A 19,688-nucleotide genomic window follows, 5' to 3' on the forward strand; every position below is an offset into this window, starting at 1 on the left:
CGCACGGCCCCCGCCGCGGGCGCCGCACCCACCGGCCCCCGGCCCACCGGCCCCGCGTCGGCCGGCGGCAGCACGAGCCTCGGCACCGGCGCCTCCCGGATCGGCGCCACCGGCGTCGGCGGCCGCGTGGCCCGCCGTCTCACCCGACGCGCCCGCGCCCTCCTCCGCGGCACCCGACCCCGCCGGGACGGCTGACCCGGAGGTCGGTCGTGGAGCTGTGGCTGCTGAACCACCTCTCCACCGCCTGGCTCGGCGTGCTGGTGGTCGGCGGGTCCGTCCTGCTGGCCCTGGCCGGGAGCGTCCTGGTCAGCCGCTGGTCCCCGACCCTCGCCCGGGGCGGGAACAACGACATGGTCGGCGTGGTGCTCGGCATCTTCGGCGCGATCTACGGCCTCATCCTGGCCTTCGTCATCGTCAACCTGTGGACCGAGCTGCAGGACACCCAGAAGGTGGTCTCCGCCGAAGCCACCGCGGTCTCCCAGATCGCCCGGGACGCCGCCGCCTTCCCGCCCGGGCCCCGGGCGGCCGTCACCGCCTCGGTCGGCGACTACGTGCACGTCGTGGTGGAGCGGCAGTGGCCGCTGATGAGGGCCGGCCGCGGCGAGTTCACGGCCACCGGCACGGAGGTCGACGCGATGTACCGGGCGCTGCTCGCGTTCGAGCCGCAGTCGCCGTCCGAGCAGGCCTTCTACGCGAAGGCGCTCGACAGCCTCAACGACGTGGCCGGCCGGCGCCGGGACCGGATCAACGCCAGCGGCTCCGAACTGCCCGTCCTGCTCCAGGTCCTGATCGTCGGCGGAGCGGTGGCGATCGTTCTGCTGTCCCTGCTGTACGGCGTCCGCGCCCGGCGGGCACGGCTGCTGTTCGTCGGCTCGGTGGCCGCGCTGATCGGATTCAGCCTGCTGCTCGTCCTGGTGCTGGACCGGCCGTTCGCCGGGGAGCTCTGCATCTCGCCGGAGCCGTTCAGACAGAGCGCCCTCGCCCGCTTCTGGTGACCGGCCACAGCGCTCCCACCTCGTAGACTCTCGGCCATGACCACGCCCGACCCCACCGCCGCGGCCCGGCTCGCCCGGATCGTCAGCCTCTCCTCCGGCAGCTACCTGCTCGTCACCACCTACAAGAAGGACGGCACCCCGGTGCCGACCCCGGTGTGGGTGGTCCGGGACGGGGAGGCGCTCGGCGTCTGGACCGTCGCGGACTCCTGGAAGGTCAAGCGGATCCGCAACCGGTCCGACGTCCTGGTCGGGCCCTGCGACGTCAAGGGCCGCCCGACCGGCGACCAGTACCCGGCCACCGCCGAACTCCTCGCCCCCGAGCGCACCGCCGCCTACCGCACCCTGCTGCGCCAGAAGTACGGGCTGCTCGGCGTGCTCACCCTGCTCGGCAGCCGGCTGCGGCGCGGTGAGCGCGGCACCGTCGGCATCCGGATCACCCTGACGGATCAGGCGGACCGGACGGACTGATGGAACATGACGAAGCCGGGCCGCCGCCCCTGCTGGTGGTGGACGGCGCGAACGTGGTCGGCTCGGTCCCCGACGGCTGGTGGCGCGACCGGCACGGCGCCGCCGAACGCCTCCGGGACGCCCTGGTCGCCGTGGCCGCCCGGGGCGTGCCGGAGCACCCCGGCCCGCTGGAGGTGGTGCTGGTGGTCGAGGGCGCGGCCCGGGGCGTCACCGGGCTGCCGGAGGTCCGGGTGGTGTCGGCGGCGGGCAGCGGCGACGACCGGATCGTGGAACTGGTCCGCGAGGCCCGCACCGGGGATCCGGCGCGGGCCTGCCTGGTGGTCACCGCCGACCGCGAACTACGGGCCCGGGTCGGCGCGTTGGGCGCCGCCGTGACGGGCCCGCGGAGCGTCCGGCGCTGAGCCCCCGGCCGGGTCCGACCACGGTCGGTCCGTCGGCGGTCGGTCCGTAGGCGGCCGGTCCGTCGGCGGTCAGTCGGTCGGCGGAGCGGGGCGGACCTGGAGGGCGTTGATGCCCCAGTGGATCGACGGGTCCGAGGTGCGGACGGTGAACTGGAAGTCCCGGCCCGGCCGGGCGGGGATCTCCACCGAGCCGACGCCGACCGCGTCCGCCGGGCACTGCACCGTGAAGTCGGCCGGGGCCTGCCCGCCGACGTGGACCTGTGCCGAACCGCCGCCCCGGCAGCCGACGACGACCGTGATCGGCAGCGACTCCGTCACCGAGGCCGTCACGGCGCCGCCGTTGCCGATCCAGTCCGGGATCGAGAACATGGTGTCCTCGTCCGGGGTCGGCGGCAGGATCCGCCCCGTCCCCGGCCCGCCGATCGGGGTGTCCGGCCCGTCGGTCGGCCGCGCCGACGCCGTTCCGGCGAACGCCACCGCCACCCCCAGGACCCCGGCCGCCACGCCCAGTGCGCGGGCCCGCTTCGTCGTCTCCATCGCCATCCCCCCGGATGCTCGTCGTACCTGCGCCGGTCTTCGGCACACGAATGATCGTACGACGCCGGTACGACAGCGGTGCGACACCCGGTACGACGGCGGCGGGCGGACCGGGCCGGGCGGACCGTGACGAGCGCCACCCGCCCGGCCCGGAAGGTTCGGGAACCGACCGCTCCGGCCGTCCGACTGGTGGGGGGTGAAGCCGAAATCGCCGGGTGTCCGGCCGTCGAGTGTGCTGGTGGGGTTCGCCCTGCTGCTGGTGGTGGTGTTCGTGGTCTCGTACGCGGTGGGGCGGCAGGCGGGGCCGGTGGCCCCGGGGCTGACGCCGAGCCGGGGCGGCGGTTCCTCGCCCGGCATGGGCGGGCACGACATGGGCGGGATGCGGTGAGCCCGGTCGCGGGGGCGGACACCGGGGAGCTGGTGTCCACCGATCTGGCGGTCGGCGGGATGACCTGCGCGGCCTGCGTGGGCCGGGTGGAGAAGCGGCTGGGCCGGATCGACGGGGTGACGGCCGGGGTGAACCTGGCGACCGGCCGGGCCCGGGTGCTGCACCCGGCCGGGGTGTCCGTGGACGAGCTGGTCGCGGCCGTCGAACGGGCCGGGTACACGGCCGAGTTGGCGGCCTCCGGGGTGCTCGGCGGACTGCCGGAGGAGGAGCCGGACGAGCGCCGGCGGCTGCTGGTCACCACCCTGCTGGCCGTCCCCGTGCTGGCCCTGTCGATGGTGCCCGCGCTCCAGTTCGACGCCTGGCAGTGGGTCTGCTTCGCCCTGGCCGTGCCGGTGGTGACCTGGGGGTCGGCCGGCTTCCACCGGCGCGCCCTGCAAGGGCTGCGGCACGCCGCCGCGACCATGGACACCCTGGTCAGCCTGGGCGTGGTGGCCTCCTTCGCCTGGTCCGCCTACGCGCTGTTCCTGGGCGGGGCAGGCGAGTTGGGCATGCGGATGCCGTTCTCGCTGACCGCCGACGGTGGCGGCGCGGCGCACGTGTACCTGGAGGCGGCGGTCGGGGTGCCGCTGTTCGTGCTGGCCGGGCGGCTGCTGGAGGGCCGGGTGCGCCGCCGCAGCGGCTCCGCGCTGCGGGCGCTGGCCGAGCTGGGCGCCAAGCAGGTCTGCGTCCGGGCGCAGGACGGCGAGGAACGCCTGATCCCCGTCGAACTGCTGCTCCCCGGGCAGGAGTTCGTGGTGCGGCCGGGCGAGCGGGTGGCCACCGACGGAGTGGTCGTGGAGGGCGGTTCGGCCCTCGACCTGAGCCTGCTGACCGGGGAGAGCGTGCCGGTGGAGGTCGGCCCCGGGGACGCCGTGGCCGGGGCGACGGTGAACGTCGGCGGTGCGCTGGTGGTACGCGCCACCGCCGTCGGCGCGGACACCCAACTGGCCCGGATCACCGCCCTGGTGGCCGAGGCCCAGGCCGGCAAGGCCCGGGCGCAGCGGCTGGCGGACGCGGTGGCCGGGGTCTTCGTGCCCTGCGTGCTGACGGTCGCGGTGTGCGTCCTGGGCTTCTGGCTGGGCGCGGGCGCCGCCCCGCAGGCGGCCGTCACGGCGGCGGTCGCCGTCCTGGTGGTGGCCTGCCCGTGCGCACTGGGCCTGGCCACCCCGACGGCGCTGCTGGCGGCGACCGGGCGCGGCGCCGAACTGGGCGTGCTGGTACGCGGCCCCGAGGTGCTGGAGAGCCTGCGCCGGGTGGACACCGTGGTGGTGGACAAGACCGGCACGCTGACCACCGGCCGGATGGAACTGGCGGCGGTGACGGTCGCCGAGGGGTGCACCGAGGCGGAGGTGCTGCGGCTGGCGGGCGCGGTCGAGCACCGCTCGGAGCACCCGATCGGACGGGCCGTCGCGGCCGCCGCCCGGGAGCGCTGCGGGACACTCCCCCCGGTGGACGGCTTCGCCGCCGCCACCGGCCTCGGGGTGTCCGGCACCGTCGAGGGCCGTCCGGTCCGGGCCGTCCGGCCGGACGGCGACGCGCTGCCCCCGGAGCTCGCCGCGGCGGTCACCGCGGCCGGGACGGCGGGCCGCACCGCCGTCCTGGTGGAGCTGGACGGACGGGCCGCGGCCGTACTGGCGGTCGGTGACACGCTGCGTTCCGGCAGTTGGCGGGCCCTCCACCGGCTGCGCGGGATGGGCCTGGAGACCGTGCTGCTGACCGGGGACGGCCCGGGCGCGGCCCGGGCGGTGGCCGCCGAGCTGGGCATCGAGCGGGTGCACGACTCGGCCTCGCCCGAGCGCAAGGCCGAGGTGGTGGCCGAACTGCGGGCCGCCGGAGGGACGGTGGCGGTGGTCGGCGACGGCGTCAACGACGCGGTCGCCCTCGCCTCGGCCGACCTCGGCGTGGCGCTGGCCTCCGGCAGCGACGCCGCGATCGGCGCGGCCGGGCTGACCCTGGTACGCGGTGACATCGAGGCGGTGGTGGACGCCGTGCGGCTGGCCCGGCAGACCCTCGCCACGATCCGGGCCAATCTGCTCTGGGCCTTCGGCTACAACCTGGTGCTGATCCCGCTGGCGGCCGTCGGGCTGCTGAACCCGATGCTGGCGGCGGTGGCGATGTCGCTCAGTTCGCTGCTGGTGGTGGGCAACAGCCTGCGGCTGCGCACCTGGGAACCGGGGCGCGGACGGTCGACCGGGGGTCGTACGACCAGCGGCCGGCCGACGGGGGGCCGTACGACCAGCGGCCGGGCGATGGGTGGCCTGCGGTGAGGACACGGATATCCGGGCCGCTCGACCGGCTCGCCGTGGTCGGCCCGCCGGTCGGCGCCGCGGCACTCGCGCTGGCCCTGCTCACCGGCTGGACGGCGGTCGGCGGAGCCGGCGTCGGCCCCCGCCCGGTGGAGGCCGGCCCCGGCTGGGTGCTGCTGCCCACGGCCGGCGCGGCCACCGCCACCGCGGCCTTCTTCACGATCCGCAACCCGGGCGACGTCCCCGACGAACTGACCGGCGCCGACTGGGAGTTCGGCGGACCGATCACCCTCAAGCGGCACCTCCACCAGGGCGCGGCGGGCCGCTGGGAGCCCGTCCCCGGCCTGCCCGTCCCCGGTCGGGGCGAACTGGCCATGACGCCCGAGGACGCCGACCTGATGATCCCCGCCCCGCCCGCGCTGCGGCCCGGCCAGCGGGTGGCCTTCACCCTCACCTTCCGGCACAGCCCGCCGCTGCACCTGACCGCCGAGGTCCGCACGGCGGCCGACCGGCCGCGCTGAGCCCGAACGGGCCGGCCCGGTGCCGGGGAGCGCGGGCTCCCCGGCACCGGGCCGGGCCGTTCAGCCGAGCGTCTCCTCGACCGGCCGCCGGGGCGTCGCCGCACCGGGCGGGCCGTACCCGATCCGAAGCACCAGCTGGACGTGCGCCGGGCCGTCGGCCGGGTCGCGCAGCGCCCAGCGGAGGTCCGGCCACTCGAGCGCCTGGTGCCAGACCGTCAGCCGCACCCCGTGCACGGTGGCCAGCAGCCAGACCCTCTCCAGCGCCTGCCCGGCGCGCAGCCAGTCCAGCGGGCCGTCCCCGGGGGTGGTCAGGGTGCACAGCTGCGGCAGCGCCTCGAAGCGCCGCTCCGGCCCGACCGGCGGGGCGGGCGGCCCGCCGGGGGCCGTGGCGGAGCCCGGGCCGTACGGCGGGCGGCCGGCGTACCGGCGCATCGGGACCCTCGCGTCGCGGTCCAGGGAGCCGAGCGCCTCGTACGGGATGCCGTCGGTGCACTCCCCCGGCGGGCGCAGCCAGGCCCGGCTCTCCGCCACCCGGGCCGGGTCGTCCTCGCAACGGCGCTCCGCCTCGACGGTCAGCGCCAGCACCCGCCGGACACCGGCTTCCTCCAGCGCGGCCACCACGACGCCCTCCTCGGCGGCGGCGGTGAGCAGTTCGCCGAGCACCGCCTCGGGCACGTCCCGCTGGGCGAAGGGCTCGCGGCTGGAGCGGCGGGCGGCGACGGCCGGGCGGAGGTCGCGGCCGAAGGGCAGGCGTACGCGGGCCGGGGCGGAGAGGTCGAGCAGGGCCAGCAGGCCGGGCTCAGCGGGCTCCGGGAGCAGCCGGACCGCCGCCGTGCGGCCGAGGTGTCCGGCGGCCACCCGTAGGTTGAACACGGCGGCGCCGACCGCGATGTGCAGCGCCGCCCCGACCGGGTCGGCCAGCGGCAGCCCGCGGGAGGGGTCGGCGTGGACGGCGAGCCCGTGGCCGTCCGGAGTGGGCACGAAGCGCCAGGGCTGGCTGTTGTGCAGCGACGGCGCCGCGCCGCCCGCCGCGGCGAGCAGGCGCAGCTCCGCCGGGGTGAGCGCCGGGGTCGGAACCGGGGTGCGCATCATGGCGATCAACTCCTCACGACCGTCCGGCGGTCGACGACTCGACCGCGGAGTCCTCGCTGCTTCCGAGCCTGCGCGCCGGGCCGCGGTGCGGGCCAGGGCCGAAAGCCCTTCCGCCGCCGGGGCGTCGGTCACCCGTGCGGGACGACCGCCACCGGGGCCTCGGCGTGGTGCAGTGCCGCGTGGGCGATCCGGCCGAGCCGGGGGCCGAGCTCGATCGGGCGGCGGCGCCGGCCCACGACCACCAGCCCGGCCCCGGCGGAGGCCTCCACCAGGCCGCGCGCGGCGCCCAGCCGGACGTCCTCGACCACCTCGACCGCCGGGTGCCGCTCGCGCGGCCCGGCCAGGGCGAGCGACAGCAGCTTCGCCTCCAGCGCCTCCAGTTGGGCGACCTCCCCCGCCGGCACGGCCCCGCCCGCGTAGCCGAACAGCGGCGGCAGGTCCCAGCCGTGCACCGCCCGCACCCGGGCGCCGCGCAGGGCGGCCTCCTGGAAGGCGAAGGCGAGCACCTCCTCCTCGGGCGCGTGGGCGTCCACGCCGACCACCACCTCGCCGGCTCCCTCCCCGACCCCCTCGCCGCCGACCTCCCGCACCACGACCACCGGCGTGCCGCTGCGCCCGGCCACCGCCATGCTGACCGAGCCGAGCAGCAGCCCGGTGAAGCCGCCGCGTCCGCGCGAGCCGAGCACCAGCAGCTCGGCGTCGGCGGCGGCCGCCACCAGCCCGTCCACCGGGGCGTCCAGCACCGTGTCGGTCTGCACGGCGAGCTCCGGGTGGTGCCGGCGGACCGCGTCCGCGGCTTCGGCCAGGGTGCGCTCGGCGGCTGCCGGGAGGTCGTCGGGCTCGGCGTAGGAGGACACCCCGTCGGTCAGCCACGGCCAGGCGTGCACCAGCCGCAGCGCCGCCCCGCGCCGCCGCGCCTCCTCGGCCGCCCACTGGGCGGCGGCGGTGCTCGCCGGCGAGCCGTCGACCCCGGCCACCACGGTTGACGTCATGACGGTTCCTCCACTGTCTCGGCACCGGGGACGGTGCGTGACTGACGCCCCGTCCGCTCTGCTCCCACCCTGTCGCCCGCCGACGGCGCGCCGCCAGAGGCCGCAAGGCCCCCGCCCACAGGACGAAAGACCCCCGCCGAACAGTACGGGCGACCCCGGCCGCCACCCCGTCGACACCCGGGCACTACGGTGTGGACACGGAATACCCGCTGGTCGGACGGTCCCTGATCGGACCGGGCGGCGCGGGCCGACGGGTCGCGGTGCGAACGAGGAGGACAGCGGTGGGCGGAGCGGACGGCAGCGCGGCGGGCGGCGGCGCGCGGATGCCCCGGCTGCGCCTGGACGAGCTGCTGGAGGAGCTCCAGTGGCGGATCGACGCGGCGCGCGGCACCCAGAACCGGGTGCACAGCCTGCTGGAGGCGGTGCTGGCGGTCGGCCGGGAGCTGGACCTCGCCCAGGCGCTGCACCGGATCGTGGAGGCCGCCGTCGACCTGGTGGACGCCCGCTACGGCGCGCTGGGCGTGATCGGGCCGGACGGGCACACCCTGTCGCAGTTCCTGACGGTCGGTCTGTCCGAGGCGGAGATCGAGGAGATCGGCCCGCCGCCCTCCGGCCGGGGCATCCTCGGCGAGCTGATCCGCCACCCGCAGCCGCTGCGCTGCCCGGTGCTGTCCGAGCACCCGGCCTCGATCGGCTTCCCGGTCGGCCACCCGCCGATGCACACCTTCCTGGGGGTGCCGGTGCGGATCCACGGGGAGGTGTTCGGCAACCTCTACCTGACCGACAAGCGCGGCGGGCTGGACTTCGACGAGGACGACGAGGCGGTGATCTCCACCCTCGCGGTCGCCGCCGGGGTCGCGATCGACAACGCCCGGCTGTACGAGGAGGCCCAGCTGCGCCAGCGCTGGCTGCGGGCGAGCACCGAGATCACCCGCAGCCTGCTGTCGGGCGCGCCGCGCCTGGAGGTGGTCGAGCTGATCGCCCGCCGGGCCCGGGAGATCGCCGGGGCCGAGCTGGCGGACGTCTCGGTGGCGCTGGCCGGGCCGGAGGAGCGGGCGGAGGAGCTGGCGGTGGAGGTCGCGCTCGGCGCCGAGCCCGCCGCCCGGCTGGGGGTGACGGTGCCGGTGGACGGCACGCTCTCCGGCGCCGCGTACGCCTCCGGCTCCCCGGCCACCAGTGACGACCTGGCCGCCGACGCCCGCTTCCCGGCCGGTCCGGCGGGCCGCTTCGACGGGCTGGGCCCGGCCGTGGCGGTGCCGCTGGGCACCGGCCCCGGGTACGGGCGGGGTGTGCTGCTGCTGGCCCGGGCGCAGGGGCAGCCCGCCTTCGGGCCGGAGGAGACCGGCCCGCTGCTGGGCTTCGCCGACCAGGCGGCGCTCGCCCTGGAGCTGGCCGAACGGCGGCGCGACGCCGAGCAGTTGAACCTGCTGGAGGACCGCGACCGGATCGCCCGGGACCTGCACGACCTGGCGATCCAGCGGCTCTTCGCCACCGGGATGACGCTGCAGAGCGCGGGCCGGCTGATCGAGAGTCCGGCCGCCGCCGACCGGGTCGCCCGGGCGGTGGCGGACCTGGACGAGACCATCAAGATCATCCGTTCGACCATCTTCGGCCTGCGCGCCCACAGCGAACCGGACCGCGGCCTGCGCGCCCGCGCCACCCGGGTGGTCACCGAGGCCCAGGGGCCGCTCGGCTTCGCGCCCCGGCTCAGCCTGGAGGGGCTGCTGGACACCGACGTCCCGCAGGAGCTGGCCGAACACGTGGTCGCCGTGCTGGCGGAGGCGCTCAGCAACGCCGCCCGGCACGCCGGGGCCGGCCGGGTCGAGGTCAACCTGCGGGCGCTGGCCGGGCGGGTGGTGCTCACCGTCACGGACGACGGCACGGGCATCCCCGAGGGCGGGCGGCGCAGCGGGCTGCGCAACCTCGCCGAACGCGCCGCACGGGTCGGCGGGGCCTTCACCCACGGCCCGGCGGACGACGCGGGCGGCGGCACCCGGCTGGTGTGGGAGGCCCCGCTCGGGTCCTGAGCGTCGCCGCCCGGGCCCTGACCGGCGACCCCGTCCCCGGCGCGACCGGCGCCGCACCCCGCCGCGCCCGCCGCCGTACGGGGGAACTCCGCCGCGGCCCCGCCCCGTAGCGGCGCCGCCGCCCCGGGGCGCCCCTAGCCTGCTTCGCGTCCCCCGAGCGTTGCGCCGAGCCCCCGCCGTGCGCCCCGCCGAGCGTCGAGCACGAGGACGGCCGATGGCCCACGAGTCACCCGCGACCGCCACCCCGCCCCCGGGCACCGCCGAGGTGCCGTCCGCGCCGCCGCCCAGCGGGTCGGTGACGGCGCTGCGGCTCGCGGCGGCCGCCGCCGGCGCGCTGCCCGCGGTGGTGCTGCGGCTGGCCGGGATCCACCCCTCGCCGGTGCCGGCCATGCTGCTGTTCGGTCTCGGGGTGCTGTCGGCGGCGCTGCTGCTGATGTGGGCGGCGGAGACCGCCCGGGCGGACATCTCCGGGCCGCTGGCGCTCGCCCTGCTGGCCTTCATCGCGGTGCTGCCCGAGTACGCCGTCGACCTCTGGTTCGCCTACACGGCCGGCACCCGCCCCGAGTACGCGGCCTACGCGGCCGCCAACATGACCGGCGCCAACCGGCTGCTGGTCGGCGTCGGCTGGCCGCTGGTCGCGCTGGCCGCGTACCTGGCCGCCCGGCGCCGCGGCGTCGCCCCCGGGATCGTGCTGCGCGAGCACCGCCGGATCGACACCGCGTTCCTGGGGGCCGCCGCGCTGGTGGCCTTCGTGATGCCGGCGATGCGGCGGATCTCCTGGGTGCTCGCGGTGGTGCTGATCGCCTGGTACGCCTACTACCTGTTCCGGATCAGCCGGTGCAGCGAGACCGACGAGGAGGAGCTCGTCGGTGTCCCGGCCCGGCTGGCCCTGCTGCCGACGGCCCGCCGACGGCCCGTCACCGTCCTGGTGTTCCTCGCGGCCGCGGCCGTCGTCTTCGCCTGCGCCGAGCCCTTCGCCACCTCGCTGGTGGACGCCGGCTCCTCGCTCGGCATCGACCGCTTCCTGTTGGTGCAGTGGCTCGCCCCGCTGGCCTCCGAGGCCCCGGAGCTGATCGTCGCCGTGGTGTTCGCCTGGCGGCTGCGCGGCGACGACGGGCTGGGCGCGCTGCTCTCCAGCAAGGTCAACCAGTGGACGCTGCTGATCGGCTGCCTGCCGCTGGCCCACCTGCTGGGCGGCGGCCCGGCCTCGCTCCCCCTGGTCGAACGCCAGGTGGACGAGGTGCTGCTGACCGCCGCTCAGACCGTGCTGGCCGTCGTCCTCCTCCTCGACCTGCGGTTCCTGCCCTGGAAGGCCGCCCTGCTGCTGGTGCTGTTCGGCGTCCAGTTCGCCCTGCCCGGTGAGTCCTCCCGGCTGGTGCTCAGCTGGGTGTACCTGGGCCTGGCCCTGCCGTTGCTCGCTCTGCGGGTGCGCGAACTACCGCCCACCGTACGGGCACTGGCCGGGCGGATCGCCGGCGACCCGCACTGAGTGGGGCGAACTGCCGTGCGGGCGGCGGACGGAGGAGCCCAGCGGGTGGGCGGTGAACTCCTCGGGGCGCCCGGGCGCACCGTCCTCACCCGAACGATTTCCCCGGTCGGGGGCGGTTCACAGTTCCACCACGGAGCCTTGGAAGAACACCCTCAACATCCATTGTCGCCACGCATGTTCGAAGGTAGAGTCGCCGTTCGCCGAGCACGGATGAGCAGTTCTCAGCGCATTTGGGGCGGGCATGTCAAATATTCACGGTTTCCCCCGGGTCGCCCCCGACCTACTTGACGTCCTCAGAGATATCGCACGTCGAAATCCCCGCCGTCCGGCGATCGTCCACCGCGGACCCGCCCCGACCCACGGCCGACTCCTGGAATCGGCGAACTCCCTGGCCACAGGCCCGGGATCGAACCCCGGCACGGTCGCCGTACGGGCCGTCCACGCACCGGAAACGGTGGTCGCACTCCTCGGCATGCCGACCGCCGGGGGCCACTGCCGCCCCGTCGACCCGGTATTCCCACCGGCCCGCCGACAGACCGTGGCGGCGGCCGCGCAGTGCCGTACGACGGTCTCCGTAAGCACCGGAGAAAGCCTTCAACTCGCAATCCGATTAGTGGAGTCACCGGAGCCGACCGCAGAGCCTTCGAAAAACCCCGGGGACCCCCCGGCGCTCCCGTCCACGGTGGCGCCGGAACAACCGGCCCGCATTCCCTCCACGCTTCACGACGGGTTCGACCGGGCAGCCGAAACCCGTCCTGACTTCCCATCAGGCCGTCCGAACCGCCGTCGAAACCCCCACCCCGGCCGGCCCGGGCCGACGCATCGCGGCCACCGCAGGAGCGAGGGCCACCTCGAACTCCACGCCCCGACAGGCTGATCGGGCCTCGGAGCCACCCTCACCACGCCTGACCCCGGAGCGGGCCGAGGCCGAGGTCCGCCCTGCGGCCGAGCCCCAACCGTTCCCCCGGCCGAGCCCCCACCGCCCCCGCTCCGCACCACACCCCTCACCACACCCAGGCGCCCGCCCGAGAGGCCGCGCGCCCGGCACCCCACGCCCGGAGACCGCCATCACCCCCGCCGCACCCCGAGGAGCCCGATGACCGCCCCCGCCCCGCCCGGCCCGCTGCGCCGGCTGTGCTGGATCTTCCCCGACCGGGAGTCCTCCCGGATGGCCGAGATGTGGCACGGCTTCTTCTGGGACCTCTACGCCGAGAGCGCCGCCGACCTCGGCCTGCGCTGGACCAGGCACGCCCCGGACGCCGTCAGCGTGGACGCCACCGGCCCCGGCCGCCCCCGGGTGTACGTCGACGACGAGGTGGTGACCCCCGAGGACACCCTCTTCATCACGGCGCTCTACTCGCTGCCGTACCAGTCGATGGACGTCTTCAACCAGTACGCGCTCTACGCGGTGCTCGAACAGGCCGGCTTCTACCTGCCGTTCCCCCCGCAGGTGTCGCTGATCGGCAACGACAAGCTGGCCACCCTGCTGTTCCTGGCCGACTCCCCGGTGCCGACCATCCCGACCGTGCGGATCGGCACCGGGCGGGACACCGCCAAGTACGGCTACGAGGTCGCGCTCGGGCGGATGACCTACCCGGCCATCGTCAAACCGGCCGGCTGGTGCGGCGGCGGCGGGATCAACCTGGCCCGCAACCCCGAGGAGGTGCGCGGCCTGGCCAGCCTGGCCCAGGGCGGCGACACCACCCTGGTGATCCAGCCCTACCTGGGCGACGGCACCATCGACTACCGGGTGTACGTGGTCGACGGCCGGCCGTACGCGGTGATGAAGCGCACCCCCGAACCCGGCTCCCCGGTCGCCAACGCCAGCCGCGGCGGGGGCATGGAGTTCCCCCCGGTGCCGCCCGAACTCGCCGCCGCCACCGCCTGGTTCGCCGAACGGCTGCCGATCCCGTTCTTCTGCGTCGACTTCCTGTACGACGGCGAGCGGTACTGGTTCTCCGAGCTGGAACCGGACGGCGTGATCGCCCCGGACCGCACCGACCCGCACCGCAGCCTGCAACGGGACGTCACCCGCGCCCGGTTCGCCGCCTACCGGGACGGCCACGCCAGGTGGCTCGCCGACGGCGCCCGCCCGCTCACCCTCGACACCGCGCCCCGCACCGGCCCCGTCCCCGCCCCCGTTCTCGTCCCCGCCCCTGCCCCCGCCTTCCGGACGGACCCCCGATGACCGCCTTCTCGCTGTCCCCCGAGGCCGCCGCGCCCCGGCTGCACGTGGCCCGTCGCACCCTGGACCGGCTGCGCAGCGTGCCCGCGCTGGCCCCGCACTACCCCGCGCACCTCGACGCCGACTCCCTCGACGCGCTCGCCCAGCTCCCCCCGCTGGCGAAGGTCGACCTCAACACCGCCCTCGCCCACCTGGAGCCGACCGCCGAGCAGTCCGCGACCTGGCTGTTCCAGAGCGGCGGCAGCACCGGCGCCCCCAAGGTCGGCTACGCCCCCACCGGCTTCTACATGGCCGGCGTGCACGCCCACTGGCAGCCGCTCGACCGCACCGACCTCTTCGTCAACGCCTGGGGCGCCGGACGGATGTGGGGCGCCCACTTCCTCGCCGCCGCCCTCGCCGACCTCTCCGGCTGCCGGATCATCGCCCTCGGCTCGGTCGCCAAGGACGAGTACGGCGCCTGGCTGGAGCTGCTGGCCGCGCGGCGGGTGACCGCCATCGGCGGCACCCCCAGCGTGCTGCGGCTCTGGTTCGCGCACGCCAGGTCCGCCGGCATCCGGCTGCCCGCGCTGCGCAAGGTGCTCTGGCTCGGCGAGGCCTGGCAGCCCCAACTGGACGCCGACCTCGCCGAGGTGGCCCCCGAGGCGCGGCGCTGGGGCATGTTCGGCAGCACCGAGACCTGGGTGGTGGGCACCAACACCCCGGACTGCCCGGCCGAGGTCTTCCACCCGCTGCCCCACCAGCTGGTGCACGCCGACCCCGGCGGACTGCTGGACTTCACCGCCCTCGACCCGGAGATGCTCAACCCGGTGCTGCGCTACCGCACCGGCGACGCGGGCGAGTTGACCGACTGCCCGTGCGGGCGCCCCGGACCGGCCATGCGGGTGCTGGGCCGGCGCGACAGCGTCGTCCAGGTCCGCGGCCTCGGCCTGGACGTGGACGAGCTGATCGAACGGGCCGAGCGCGCCCCGGGCGTGGCCCGGGCCCAGGTGGTGCTCACCGAGCGGGACGGCCGGGCGAGCGGCGTGGACCTGCTGGTGGTGACCGCCGGCGCCGCGGCGGTACCGGACGTCGAGCGGCTGCGCACCGAGCTGTTCACCGCGACCTGCACCCTCGGCACCGCCTTCCAGCACGACCCGTGGGCCTTCCGGGTGCGCCCGGTGGACGAGCTGGTCAGCAACGGCCGCACCGGCAAGACCGCCGCCCTGGTCGTCCGGGAGGAGTCGTGACGGCCGACACCACCCCGGCGAAGCGCGCCCCGGCGCCGCTCGGGCGGAGCTTCTCGCTGTTCTGGGCCGGACAGACCGTCAGCCTGGTCGGCGACAAGGTCACCGTCTTCGTCGTCCCGACCCTGATGATCTTCGTGCTGCACGCCTCCGCCCTCCAGGTCGGCGTGGTCGCGATGGCCCAGTACCTCGGCATCCCGCTGCTCGGGCCGGTCGCCGGGGTGCTGGTCGACCGCTGGGACAAGCGCCGCACCATGCTCGTCTGCGACCTGGTCCGGCTGGCCGCCGTCGCCGCGATCCCGCTCGCCCACGCCCTGGGCGCGCTCTCCACCCCGCTGCTGTTCGGCTGCGTGGCCGTCATCAGCGGCGCGACCATCTTCTTCAACGTCGGCTACCTCGTCGCCGTCCCCGCCGTCGTCCCCGAGGACGGCATGGTCCGCGCCTACTCCCGGCTGGAGGGCAGCGGTTCGGTCGCCGAGGTCGCCGGGCCGTCCGTCGCCGCGGCCCTCTACAGCGCGCTCGGCGTGGCCGCCCTGCTGGTCGACGCGGCCAGCTACCTGGTCTCGGCGGCCTGCTTCCGCCGCATGCGCCCCTGGGGCGAGCGGACCGTCGAGGAGGGCTCGATCCGGGAGCGGCTGACCCGCGGCTTCCGGCTCAACTGGGCCGACCCGGTGCTGCGCCGGGTGGTGCTGGCGGCCGTGGTCCTCAACTGCGGCGGGCCGGTGTACGTCACCGTGCTGCCCGTCCTCGCCTACCGCGGCCTGGGCGTGCAGGTCGGCGTGTTCGGCGCGGCCATGTCGGTCGCCGCGCTCGGCGCCCTGCTCGGGGCCGTGGTCGCCCCCCGGCTCTCCCGCCGGTTCGGCCTCGGCCGGACGATGGCCTGGTCGCTGCTGCTGCACTGCCTGGTCGGCCTCGGCGTGCTCGCCGCGCCCGCACTGCCGCCCGGCCCAGTGATCGCCGTGACCATGGGCTGCTACGGCTTCTTCATGTCCTGCATCAACGTGTGCAGCGCCCCCGTCCGGCAGTCCCGGATGTCCGCGCGCAACCAGGGCGTGATGCACGCCGCCTTCCGGACCGTCACCTGGGGTGTGATCCCGCTCGCCGCGCTGGTCGGCGGACTCGCCGTCTCGCTGCTCACCGGACCGCTCGGCGTCCTGGACGCCGCCCGCCTCACCATGGCCGCCGGCACCCTGCTGGCCGCCTGCTCCTTCGTCCCCGCGCTCGGCCTCCAGCCGCTGCTGGACACCGCCGAGCGCACGAAGGGCACGGCCGCGGTCCCGGCGGAGGCGGTCCCGGCGGAGGCGGTCCCGGCGGAGGCGGTCCCGGCGGAGGAGCCGACGTGAACGACACCGAACCCGCCGACCCCACCGGCCGGGTCCTGCTGATCACCGGCACCTCCTCCGGCATCGGCCTGGCCACCGCCCTCGCCGCCGCCCGGGCCGGCTACACCACCGTCGCGACCCTGCGCGCACCCGAGCGCGCCGGGCCGCTGCGGGCCGCCGCCGAGGCCGCCGGGGTCACCCTGGACGTCCACCGGCTGGACGTCACCGACCCCGGCTCGGTCACCGACTGCCTGGCCGCCGTGCACCGGCGGTACGGGCGGCTGGACGCCGTCGTCAACAACGCGGGCGTCTCCAACTCCGACCCCACCCTGGAGATGTCCACCGACGCGGCGCTGCGCGCCAACCTGGACGTCAACTTCTTCGGCGTCGCCACCGTCAGCCGGGCCGCGCTGCCGCTGCTGCGCGCCGCCGGCGGCCGCCTGGTCACCGTCGGCAGCGTGCACGGCGTGGTCGGCCAGCCCTTCAACGAGGCGTACTGCGCGGCGAAGTTCGCCGTCGAGGGCTTCCTGGAGGCGCTCGCCCCGGTCGCGGCGGCGCACGGGGTCCGGGTCTCGGTGGTGGTGCCGGGCTTCGTCCCGGACACCGGGTTCGGCGTCTTCCCCGACGTCAACCGGGCCACCCTGCACGCCGCCTCCGGCCCGTACGCGGACACCTTCGCCGACTACCTCGACTGGGTCGGCGGCCCGGGCTGGGAGTCGGCCGGCCAACCCGCCCGGGAGGTCGCCGAGGTCGTGCTCCGCACCCTGCGCGAGCCGCGGCCGCCGTTCCGGGTGCCCGCCAACGCCTGGGCCGCCGACTACCTGGCGGCCAAGCTCGCCGACCCCGACGGCTCCGCCGTCCAGACCCTCGCCCGCGGCTGGCTCGGACGGCCCGCGGCCACCACCGACTGAGCCCCGTCCGCCCGCTGCCCGCCGCCCGACCGGCGTCCCGACCCTCCTCCCGACCCACGGAGTCCCGCCCATGCCCGCCAAGCCCCTGGCCGAGCTGATCCGCTTCGCCCGCGCCCACTCACCCTTCTACGCCGAGCTCTACCGGGAGCTGCCCGAGGGCGCCGACCGGCTCGACCAGCTCCCGGTGATCGACCAGACCGCCTTCTGGGCCGCCAACACCTGGCCCGACAACCGCGTGCTGACCGGCCCGCTCACCGACGCCGGCGTCTACAAGACCGGCGGCACCACCGGCGTCCCCAAGTTCTCCCCCTGGACCCGCGCCGAACACGCCGACTCGGTCACGGCCTTCGGCGCCGGCCTGGTCCGGGCCGGCCTGCGGCCCGGCCACCGGGTGGCCAACCTGTTCGTCGCCGGCGAGCTCTACGGCGGCTTCCTCTACATCGAGAACGCCCTGCACCACGCACCGGTCGACAACGTGCGCCTCGGCGTCGGCGGCGCCGCCCCGGACAGCTACATCGCCGACCTGATCACCGGCTTCGGCGTGCACGTCCTGGCCGGCGAGCCGATGAAACTCAGCGCCGTGGCCGAGTGCCTGGTCGCTCGCGGCGAACGCGCCGACGGCGTCGAACTGCTGCTGTTCGGCGGCGACCTGCTCTTCGCCGACCTGCGCCCGCTGCTCGCCCGGGCCTTCCCCCGCGCGGCCGTCGCCTCGGTCGGCTACGCCTCCAACGACGCCGGCCTGGTCGGCGCGCCCGTCCCCGGCGACGACGTCCGGGTGCACGAGGCCTTCGCCGACCGCACCGTGGTCGAGCTGCTCGACGAGGTCACCGGCGAGCCCGTCACCACCCCCGGCACGCCCGGCCGCGTCGTGGTCACCAACCTGTTCCGGACCCTGATGCCGATCCTGCGCTACCCCACCGGCGACCGCGCCGCCTGGGTCGACGGCGAGTGCCGACGCTTCCGCCTGCTCGGCCGCACCAGCGAGGGCGCCCGGGTCGGCACCGTCACCCTGCCCACCGAGGAGATCCGCAGCGTGCTGGTCGCCGCCGACCCGGACCGGCACATCGCCGGGATGCAGCTGGTGCAGCGGCGTTGGGACGGCCGCGACGGGGTCATCCTGCGGCTCGGCCACATCGGCCAGCCGCCGCCCGCCGACCTCGCCGACCTGTCCGACCGGCTGGTCGACGCCGTCCACCGGGCCCTGCCGCTCTACCCGTCCGAGGCCGCCCTCGGCAGCATCCACCCCCTCACGGTGGAGTGGGTGCCGCGCTCGGAGCTGGTCACCAACCCGCGGACCGGCAAGCTCCAGCAGGTCCTGGACGAGCGGCCCCGGGAGTAGGGAACGGGGGGTGGATGATGACGCACTGTCAGCACCCTGCCGGTGGACCGCCGGTGCTGTCAGCGCTCTGTCCGCGTCCTGTGGGTGGCGCTGCGCAGTCTGGTCCACGACAGCAGCGCCGAACCCACCGGAGGCACCACCGTGACCACCACCGTGACGACCACCCCCCTTCCGCTCGACTCCCCGGCGCACCCCGGCGCCACCGGACCCCGGGCCTCGGTCCTGGTCTCCGGCGCCGGCATCGCCGGCACCGCACTCGCCTACTGGCTCCAGCGCTACGGCTTCCGCATCACCGTCGTGGAGCGCGCCCCCGGCCTGCGCGGCGGCGGTCAGCCCGTGGACATCCGCGGCAACGCCCTGGAGGTCGTCGACCGGATGGGCCTGCTCGCGGAGGTCCGGTCCCGCCGGACCGGCCTGCGCGGCATGTCCCTGGTCGACGGGGACGGCCGCGAGCTGCACCGCACCACCGAGTGGACGGCCAGCGGCGGCCCGGTCGGCGGCCCCGACGTGGAGATCCTGCGCGACGAACTGGCCGAACTGATCGCCGGAGCCGCCGGGCCGGGCATCGAGTACCGCTTCGACGACAGCATCGACACCCTCGTCCAGCACGGCGACGGCGTCCAGGTCCGCTTCCGCAGCGGCGAGGAGCGCTCCTTCGACCTGGTCGTCGGCGCCGACGGCCTGCACTCCCGGACCCGCCGCCTGGTCTTCGGCCCCGAGGACGACTACCTGCACCCCGTCGGCAGCTACGTCGCCGGCTGGACCGTCCCCAACCACCTCGGCCTCGACCGCTGGGAGATCGCCCACGAGGGCGCGGACGGCCACGGCTGCCTGGTGATGACCGTCCGCGACAACACCGAACTGCGGGTCTTCGTCACCTTCTCCACCGACGAACCGCTCGACCGGATGCTGCCCCGGGACCGCGCCGAGCAGCGCGAGCTGGTCGCCGGGCGCGCCGCCCGACTGCGCTGGGAGGTGCCGCGCTTCCTGGCCGGGATGTGGGAGACCGAGGCCTTCCACTACGACGTCGTGGCCCAGATCCGGATGGACCGCTGGTCCCACGACCGGGTCGCCCTGCTCGGCGACGCCGGGTACTGCTGCTCCCCGTTCACCGGCCAGGGCACCAGCGTGGCGCTGACCGCCGCCTACGTCCTGGCCGGGGAACTCCACGCGGCCGGCGGCGACCATCGCACCGCCTTCCCCGCCTACGAGCGGCGGTTGCGCGACCACGTCGCGGCCAACCAGGCCATCCTCGACCTGACCCGCGACCGCTACGGGGCCGACGCCTCGCTGCTCGGCGGCCCGGACGCCGACGGCGCCCCCGGCTTCGACCGGCCCGGCATGGAACTGGAGGCGGCCTTCCGGGCCGCCACCGCCTTCGACCTGCCCGACTACGCCTGAACTCCCGGTACCAGGGCGTCTAGGGCCTGTCCGGCGGATCTTGCCAGGCGCGCGACGCCGGGCATCCCGCCTGGACGCACGCCCGAATCGCCCAAGTACGTCCAGTACGAGG

General features: G+C 76.1%; 19 protein-coding genes. 16 read left to right on the forward strand and 3 right to left on the reverse strand.

Annotated elements, in window-relative coordinates; all coding sequences use genetic code 11:
• The 4 genes from ACFXOZ_RS38090 to ACFXOZ_RS38105 form a co-directional block, all read left to right on the forward strand.
• The coding region (locus tag ACFXOZ_RS38090) for a hypothetical protein (protein WP_380594545.1) at positions 1 to 195 on the forward strand (195 nt) is incomplete at its 5' end.
• Between the two features lie 14 nt (positions 196 to 209).
• Positions 210 to 995: a DUF4239 domain-containing protein gene (locus ACFXOZ_RS38095; RefSeq protein WP_375896026.1), complete on the forward strand. Its 786-nt coding sequence runs from the start codon at positions 210 to 212 to the stop codon at positions 993 to 995.
• A gap of 36 nt (positions 996 to 1,031) precedes the next feature.
• On the forward strand, positions 1,032 to 1,463 hold the full coding sequence (locus ACFXOZ_RS38100; protein ID WP_380529078.1) for a PPOX class F420-dependent oxidoreductase: 432 nt from the start codon (positions 1,032 to 1,034) through the stop codon (positions 1,461 to 1,463).
• Entirely contained in the window at positions 1,463 to 1,864 is a 402-nt protein-coding gene (locus ACFXOZ_RS38105) for an NTP pyrophosphohydrolase (RefSeq protein WP_380529076.1), read from the forward strand. Before ACFXOZ_RS38100 ends, ACFXOZ_RS38105 begins: the two co-directional genes overlap by 1 nt.
• A gap of 69 nt (positions 1,865 to 1,933) precedes the next feature.
• Here ACFXOZ_RS38105 and ACFXOZ_RS38110 read toward each other — a convergent pair whose 3' ends face one another.
• Positions 1,934 to 2,401 (reverse strand): hypothetical protein, encoded by a 468-nt coding sequence (locus tag ACFXOZ_RS38110; protein ID WP_380594547.1) that lies wholly within the window; start codon positions 2,399 to 2,401, stop codon positions 1,934 to 1,936.
• A 238-nt stretch (positions 2,402 to 2,639) separates the two neighbouring features.
• Between ACFXOZ_RS38110 and ACFXOZ_RS38115 the strand changes: the two genes are divergently transcribed.
• Genes ACFXOZ_RS38115 through ACFXOZ_RS38125 form a run of 3 tightly spaced genes read left to right on the forward strand, consistent with a single transcriptional unit; the run spans position 2,640 to position 5,595 of the window.
• Positions 2,640 to 2,789: a hypothetical protein gene (locus tag ACFXOZ_RS38115; protein ID WP_375896037.1), complete on the forward strand. Its 150-nt coding sequence runs from the start codon at positions 2,640 to 2,642 to the stop codon at positions 2,787 to 2,789.
• A 59-nt stretch (positions 2,790 to 2,848) separates the two neighbouring features.
• Entirely contained in the window at positions 2,849 to 5,095 is a 2,247-nt protein-coding gene (locus ACFXOZ_RS38120; protein WP_380594562.1) for a heavy metal translocating P-type ATPase, read from the forward strand.
• Entirely contained in the window at positions 5,092 to 5,595 is a 504-nt protein-coding gene (locus ACFXOZ_RS38125; RefSeq protein ID WP_380529072.1) for a copper chaperone PCu(A)C, read from the forward strand. The genes ACFXOZ_RS38120 and ACFXOZ_RS38125 overlap by 4 nt, the downstream gene beginning before the upstream one ends.
• A 60-nt stretch (positions 5,596 to 5,655) precedes the next feature.
• Here the strand turns inward: ACFXOZ_RS38125 and ACFXOZ_RS38130 are convergent, their stop codons facing one another.
• Entirely contained in the window at positions 5,656 to 6,687 is a 1,032-nt protein-coding gene (locus tag ACFXOZ_RS38130; protein WP_380594549.1) for an Acg family FMN-binding oxidoreductase, read from the reverse strand.
• 128 nt (positions 6,688 to 6,815) lie between these two features.
• Complete coding sequence (locus tag ACFXOZ_RS38135; RefSeq protein ID WP_380594550.1) at positions 6,816 to 7,679, reverse strand: universal stress protein; 864 nt, start codon at positions 7,677 to 7,679, stop codon at positions 6,816 to 6,818.
• Positions 7,680 to 8,002: 323 nt separating this feature from the next.
• Here ACFXOZ_RS38135 and ACFXOZ_RS38140 point away from each other — a divergent pair, with 323 nt between their 5' ends.
• The 9 genes from ACFXOZ_RS38140 to ACFXOZ_RS38180 all read left to right on the forward strand — a co-directional run bounded on the left by ACFXOZ_RS38140 (position 8,003) and on the right by ACFXOZ_RS38180 (position 19,576).
• Positions 8,003 to 9,706 (forward strand): GAF domain-containing protein, encoded by a 1,704-nt coding sequence (locus ACFXOZ_RS38140; RefSeq protein ID WP_375886643.1) that lies wholly within the window; start codon positions 8,003 to 8,005, stop codon positions 9,704 to 9,706.
• Positions 9,707 to 9,920: 214 nt separating this feature from the next.
• Positions 9,921 to 11,195: a hypothetical protein gene (locus tag ACFXOZ_RS38145; protein WP_380594552.1), complete on the forward strand. Its 1,275-nt coding sequence runs from the start codon at positions 9,921 to 9,923 to the stop codon at positions 11,193 to 11,195.
• Between the two features lie 241 nt (positions 11,196 to 11,436).
• Positions 11,437 to 12,072 (forward strand): AMP-binding protein, encoded by a 636-nt coding sequence (locus ACFXOZ_RS38150; protein WP_380594554.1) that lies wholly within the window; start codon positions 11,437 to 11,439, stop codon positions 12,070 to 12,072.
• 219 nt (positions 12,073 to 12,291) lie between these two features.
• On the forward strand, positions 12,292 to 13,383 hold the full coding sequence (locus ACFXOZ_RS38155) for a RimK family alpha-L-glutamate ligase (protein WP_380594556.1): 1,092 nt from the start codon (positions 12,292 to 12,294) through the stop codon (positions 13,381 to 13,383).
• Positions 13,380 to 14,606 carry an AMP-binding protein gene (locus tag ACFXOZ_RS38160; RefSeq protein ID WP_380529060.1) on the forward strand — a complete coding sequence of 409 codons (1,227 nt, stop codon included), beginning with the start codon at positions 13,380 to 13,382 and terminating at the stop codon, positions 14,604 to 14,606. Before ACFXOZ_RS38155 ends, ACFXOZ_RS38160 begins: the two co-directional genes overlap by 4 nt.
• Positions 14,603 to 15,946, forward strand: coding sequence for an MFS transporter (locus tag ACFXOZ_RS38165; RefSeq protein ID WP_380594558.1), 1,344 nt, complete (start codon positions 14,603 to 14,605; stop codon positions 15,944 to 15,946). The genes ACFXOZ_RS38160 and ACFXOZ_RS38165 overlap by 4 nt, the downstream gene beginning before the upstream one ends.
• Positions 15,943 to 16,836 carry an SDR family NAD(P)-dependent oxidoreductase gene (locus ACFXOZ_RS38170; protein ID WP_380529056.1) on the forward strand — a complete coding sequence of 298 codons (894 nt, stop codon included), beginning with the start codon at positions 15,943 to 15,945 and terminating at the stop codon, positions 16,834 to 16,836. Before ACFXOZ_RS38165 ends, ACFXOZ_RS38170 begins: the two co-directional genes overlap by 4 nt.
• A 70-nt stretch (positions 16,837 to 16,906) precedes the next feature.
• Positions 16,907 to 18,175 (forward strand): phenylacetate--CoA ligase family protein, encoded by a 1,269-nt coding sequence (locus tag ACFXOZ_RS38175; RefSeq protein WP_380529054.1) that lies wholly within the window; start codon positions 16,907 to 16,909, stop codon positions 18,173 to 18,175.
• 84 nt (positions 18,176 to 18,259) lie between these two features.
• Positions 18,260 to 19,576, forward strand: a complete 1,317-nt coding sequence (locus ACFXOZ_RS38180) for an FAD-dependent monooxygenase (RefSeq protein WP_380594560.1) — start codon at positions 18,260 to 18,262, stop codon at positions 19,574 to 19,576.
• Positions 19,577 to 19,688: the final 112 nt, after the last annotated feature.

Source organism: Kitasatospora sp. NPDC059160, assembly GCF_042755465.1.
In the GTDB taxonomy this organism is placed as follows: Bacteria; Actinomycetota; Actinomycetes; order Streptomycetales; family Streptomycetaceae; genus Kitasatospora.